The 5,110-nt window shown below is 41.6% G+C and carries 3 protein-coding genes and 1 pseudogene; all 4 read right to left on the reverse strand.

Translation table 11 applies throughout. The annotated features are described in order from the left end of the window. Position 1: 1 nt before the first annotated feature. Complete coding sequence (locus tag PHO71_RS25180; protein WP_300208936.1) at positions 2-760, reverse strand: glycerophosphodiester phosphodiesterase family protein; 759 nt, start codon at positions 758-760, stop codon at positions 2-4. Between the two features lie 604 nt (positions 761-1,364). Next, complete coding sequence (gene asnB / locus PHO71_RS25185; RefSeq protein ID WP_300208937.1) at positions 1,365-3,035, reverse strand: asparagine synthase B; 1,671 nt, start codon at positions 3,033-3,035, stop codon at positions 1,365-1,367. 55 nt (positions 3,036-3,090) lie between these two features. Then, positions 3,091-4,431, reverse strand: coding sequence for a glutamate synthase subunit beta (locus PHO71_RS25190; RefSeq protein ID WP_300208938.1), 1,341 nt, complete (start codon positions 4,429-4,431; stop codon positions 3,091-3,093). Positions 4,432-4,471: 40 nt separating this feature from the next. Beyond that, positions 4,472-5,110: pseudogene (locus PHO71_RS25195) on the reverse strand (glutamate synthase subunit alpha); the annotation flags it as partial.

The raw sequence follows: 5,110 nt of genomic DNA on the forward strand, positions 1-5,110 counted from the left end.
ATTATTTAATTAGCTCTTGCAAAACAACAGGTTCATTCGTTGTGATGAAATCTGCCTTTTGGTCTATGAGCCATTTCATATCTTCTTCTTTATCAATGGTCCATGAATTGACTTTCATCCCCAGATCATGACATTCTTTGATCCATTCCGGATGTTTCTTGAACACCCCGAGATGATAATCAGGTCCTGCGCATCCAAGCGCTTTCAGTTCTTGAGGTGATAAATCTCCGTTTAAATAAAAAACGGGAGTTCCTGTCGGTGCCAGCCGAATAAACTCTTTGGTAGCATGCAGAGAAAAAGAGATATATTCCATGCGTTTCTCCAACCCCAGTTGTTTAACCAGAGCTATAATTTCTCCCACAGCTTTTGTTTCGCGTTTTTTACTATTGTGCTCTTTTAGTTCTAAAATGAGACGTGTCGTTCCTTTTTGAGCCGCTTTCAGATACTGTTCCAGCGAAGGCAGTTTTTCACCGTTAGAGAGTCTTAGACCAGTCAATACATCTCCTTTAGAATATTCCATTGCTTTCATCTTGTACATCGGATCATGATTGACTACTAATTTATTGTCTTTAGTCATCCATACATCAAATTCTGAACCGTAACATCCTATTGAATCTGCTTTTTGGAGCGAAGTGATACTATTTTGTGCCGAGCCCGGAGTTTTCCAGAAACCTCGGTGAGCAATGACTTGTGTTTGAGCTTGCACATAGCAAGCAGAGACTACTAAAGCAGAGACCATTAATATTTTTATTAACTTCATTTTCTTCTGATTTAAAAAAGTTTTATGTTCTTAAAATTAACATGGGCTTCAAATTTATAAAAAAGAAAGCGCAAATTAGCTAATAATAGTGCTAATCTGCGTTAATCGATGCAGAGTATTCGTTTCATACGCTGAATTTCGTTCTTATTATAGGATATCTTATTTCATCTGTATGAAAGTTATGGTGTCTATTTAGTTCGAAATATGTAAAAGCACAGTGCTTCTTCTATAAACTAAAGATCTTTTTCAATAGCTCACTATAGTGAATATATTTGTTTACTGCTGTGAATAAATAAGATGACATTTGATAGCTTATTTGTTCACATCAGTGAGCTCTTTATAACTATTAATAAAAAACGAAAGAACTATAGGGAATATGTATATAGGATACATATACTTTTCAGATAAATTCATTGTATTTCAGAAGATAAATACATGAATGTTTTTTTGGTGAGGGTGTCGGAACGACATAAAGTGAGGGTAAACATTTGCTCTCACCTTGCTACCACTGGATCTCTAATAGCTGAAACAACGATGAATAGGGGAGTGTATAGAGAAAGTGAGAGCGTGAGAGCAAATTGAATATAAATTGTATGGATAGTGTTTAGTCAGCATACGCTTCTTCATGTACTCCCTTTACTGCCCTTCCGCTCGGATCATTCAGGTGTTGAAAGGCAACATCCCAAGCTAATGCTTCCGCTGTGGAACATGCTACACTGGGAACACTGGGCACACTGCGTGCAGCGCTTTCACTTGGGAAATGTTCTTCAAAGATACTACGATAATAGTATTCCTCTTTATTCATCGGAGTATTGATTGGAAAGCGTTCGGCAGCATGTTCCATTTGTTCGTCACTGACCGTAGCGGCTGTTACTTCCTTCAGCGTATCAATCCATGAATAACCTACACCGTCACTGAATTGTTCTTTTTGACGCCATGCCACACTGGTCGGTAATATGTCTTCAAAAGCTTCGCGCACTATTCGTTTTTCGATTTCTTTTCCCGGACACATCTTGGCTTTAGGATTCAATCGCATGGCTACATCCAGGAATTCTTTGTCCAGAAAGGGAACACGTCCTTCCACACCCCATGCTGCCAGGCTTTTATTTGCACGAAGGCAATCATACAAATGAAGTTTGCTTAATTTACGAACGGTTTCTTCGTGAAAAGCTTGTGGGGAAGGAGCTTTATGAAAATAAAGATATCCACCAAATACCTCATCGGCACCTTCACCGCTCAGCACCATTTTGATTCCCATTGATTTGATAACCCGTGCTAATAAATACATCGGAGTGGAAGCTCTGACAGTGGTTACATCATAGGTTTCGATAAAATAAATAACATCACGGATAGCATCCAATCCTTCCTGAATAGTGTAATTGATTTCGTGATGTACGGTTCCGATATATTCTGCCACTTCGCGGGCCTTGATCAAGTCGGGCGCACCTTTCAGTCCGACGGCAAAGGAGTGGAGTTGAGGCCACCAAGCATCGCTGGCACCATCCGTTTCTATACGTTTGGCTGCATATTTCTTGGCAATAGCAGAAATAACGGAACTGTCTAAACCACCGGAAAGTAATACGCCATACGGCACATCACTCATTAACTGTCGTTGTACAGCGTCTTCCAGTGCCTTTTTTACATCACTTACTTTTGCATCATTATCTTTTACTGCATTGTATTCCGTCCAGTTACGGGTATTCCAGCGTTTCATTTCTCCCTCTTTACTATAAAAGTAGTGTCCGGGAAGAAAAGGCTCATATTTATCGCAAAATCCTTCTAATGCCTTGAGTTCACTTCCAAAATAAATTCTTCCCTCTTTATCCTTACCTATATAAAGGGGAATGACACCGATAGGATCCCGTGCAATGAGAAATTCATCTTTCTCCTCATCATAAAGGACAAATGCGAAAATGCCGTTCAGCTCTTCCAGAAAATGAATCCCTTTCTCTTTATAGAGAGCAAGGATCACTTCGCAGTCACTGCCCGTTTGGAAGTGATATTTGCCGGTATATCGGGTACGGATCTCACGATGATTGTAGATTTCACCGTTTACAGCGAGTACTTGTTTCCGATCAGGCGAGAACAAAGGCTGTCCGCCGCTTTCCGGATCTACGATCGAGAGCCGTTCATGAGCCAAGATGGCACTTCCACCTACATAAATGCCACTCCAATCCGGTCCGCGATGACGAATTTTCTGAGCCATTTTCAGTACTTTATTTCTCAGTTCTCTAGATTGAGATTTTATGTTGAGTATACCAGCTATTCCACACATAACTTTTACTTTTGAAGGTTGATGAAAAACTTTGATTATTATATTGAGACAGAATTTATTTACTCAAATAGGCATCGATTTCCGTAGCGGTTTTCCGCCCTTCTGCCATGGCACGTACTACCAGACTGGCACCTGTGGCTGCATCTCCTGCAAAAAATACGTTTTTCGCAGGTTGAGGATGTTCAGGTTTCAGGAATCCCATGGCAAGCAAAACCATATCGGCTTCGATGATTTCTTTTTTACCTGTCGGTTTCATGGTTGGTCTGTCACCGTTCGGTGAGGGTATCCATTCCACCTCTTCGACTTCTACTCCCGCCACTTTGCCGTTCTTTCCTATGAATTGGTGGGAAGCCAGACACCATCGTCGGATACAGCCTTCCTCATGACTGGAGGTAGTTTTAAAAACGATAGGCCATTGTGGCCATGGAGTAGAAGGATTGTATCCGACAGGCGGTTGAGGCATGATCTCAATCTGTGTGACGCTTGTCGCTCCCTGACGAATACTGGTTCCGATGCAGTCAGACCCAGTATCTCCGCCACCGATGACTAGGACTTTTTTTCCTTTCGCATTGACTGTCTTATCTTTAGGGAAGATTTGACCGGTCAGTATACGATTTTGTTGTGAAAGCATTTCGAGTGCGAAATAAATACCTTTCAATTCTCTGCCCGGAATATTCAGGTCACGTGCTGTCGGAGTTCCGGTACAGAAACAATATGCGTCAAAACCTTCGGGTAAATGATTGACATCAATCTCTGTGCCGAATTTGAACTGAATGCCTTCTGCCGTCAGAATCCTTATTCGACGATCTATCACGTTTTTGTCCAGTTTGAAATTTGGAATGCCAAAACGTAACAATCCTCCGGCAGCTTCGTCCTTATCAAATAAGGTAATTGTATACCCTTTCAGGTTTAATTGATTGGCAACAACCAAGCCGGTAGGACCGGCACCGATCACTGCAACCTTTTTGCCATTTCTTTTAGGTGACTTTACTTGTATGTACCCTTCCCGGAAAGCTGCTTCCACAATTGCCGCTTCATTTTCACGAATGGTAACCGGCTGATTGCATGATAGTTTTAGCACACATGACTTTTCACAGAGCGCCGGACAGATACGTCCTGTAAATTCGGGAAAGTCGCAAGTGGATGATAATACTTCATAAGCCTCTTTCCATTTTCCTTTATAGAGTGCATCTTGCCATTCAGGCTGCTTGTTGCCTAACGGACATGCCCAATGGCAGAAAGGTACACCACAATCCATACAGCGTGAGGCTTGCAGTTTGCGGCTGTTCGTGTTCAACGTTTGTTCTACTTGACTGAAATCTGTGATTCGCTCGCTTACAGGACGGTATCCTGCTTCTTGGCGAGGTATATTTAAAAATGCTTTAGGATCTCCCATATTACTTTCTAACTTAATTATCAATAGACATTAATGTCGGTTAATAGTCTCTTTGCATATCTGCTATTTTTTGCTGTAACTTTTTCATCTGTTCTTCCTGTAATACCTTCTTGTATTCGATTGGCACTACTTGGATAAATTTATCTGCATAATGATTCCAGTCATCCAGCATTGTACGTGCCAGTTTAGAACCTGTATACAGATATTGTTGACGAATCAGCTCATGGAGTTCTTTCCGGTAACTGGCTTCTTCGATTAGTGACAGTTCCACCATTTCCATGTTACAAAAATAATCGAAGTTACCATCCTTATTCCATACATAAGCAACACCTCCACTCATTCCGGCTGCGAAATTACGTCCTGTCTGACCGAGTACTACGACACGTCCTCCTGTCATATACTCACAGCAATGGTCGCCTACACCCTCTACTACAGCAATTGCTCCGGAGTTACGGACTGCAAAACGTTCACCTACCCGTCCGTTAATATATACTTCTCCACTTGTTGCACCATAAAGTAGTGTGTTGCCTGCAATGGTGTTTCTTTCAGCTTCAAAGTTACTGCGGATGGGAGGAAGTACAGCTATACGACCGCCACTCAGACCTTTACCCAAATAATCATTGGCTTCTCCTTCTAACTTGAAATTAACTCCCGGAACAAGGAAGGCACCGAACGACTG

Source organism: Bacteroides sp., from assembly GCF_028690125.1.
Classification (GTDB): Bacteria; Bacteroidota; Bacteroidia; order Bacteroidales; family Bacteroidaceae; genus Bacteroides.

What these genes read in the sequence shown, in the direction of transcription:
- PHO71_RS25190 (WP_300208938.1), bottom strand. Translation starts at nt 4,431, where the DNA reads ATGGGAGATCCTAAAGCATTTTTAAATATACCTCGCCAAGAAGCAGGA.
- asnB (WP_300208937.1), bottom strand. Translation starts at nt 3,035, where the DNA reads ATGTGTGGAATAGCTGGTATACTCAACATAAAATCTCAATCTAGAGAA.
- PHO71_RS25180 (WP_300208936.1), bottom strand. Translation starts at nt 760, where the DNA reads ATGAAGTTAATAAAAATATTAATGGTCTCTGCTTTAGTAGTCTCTGCT.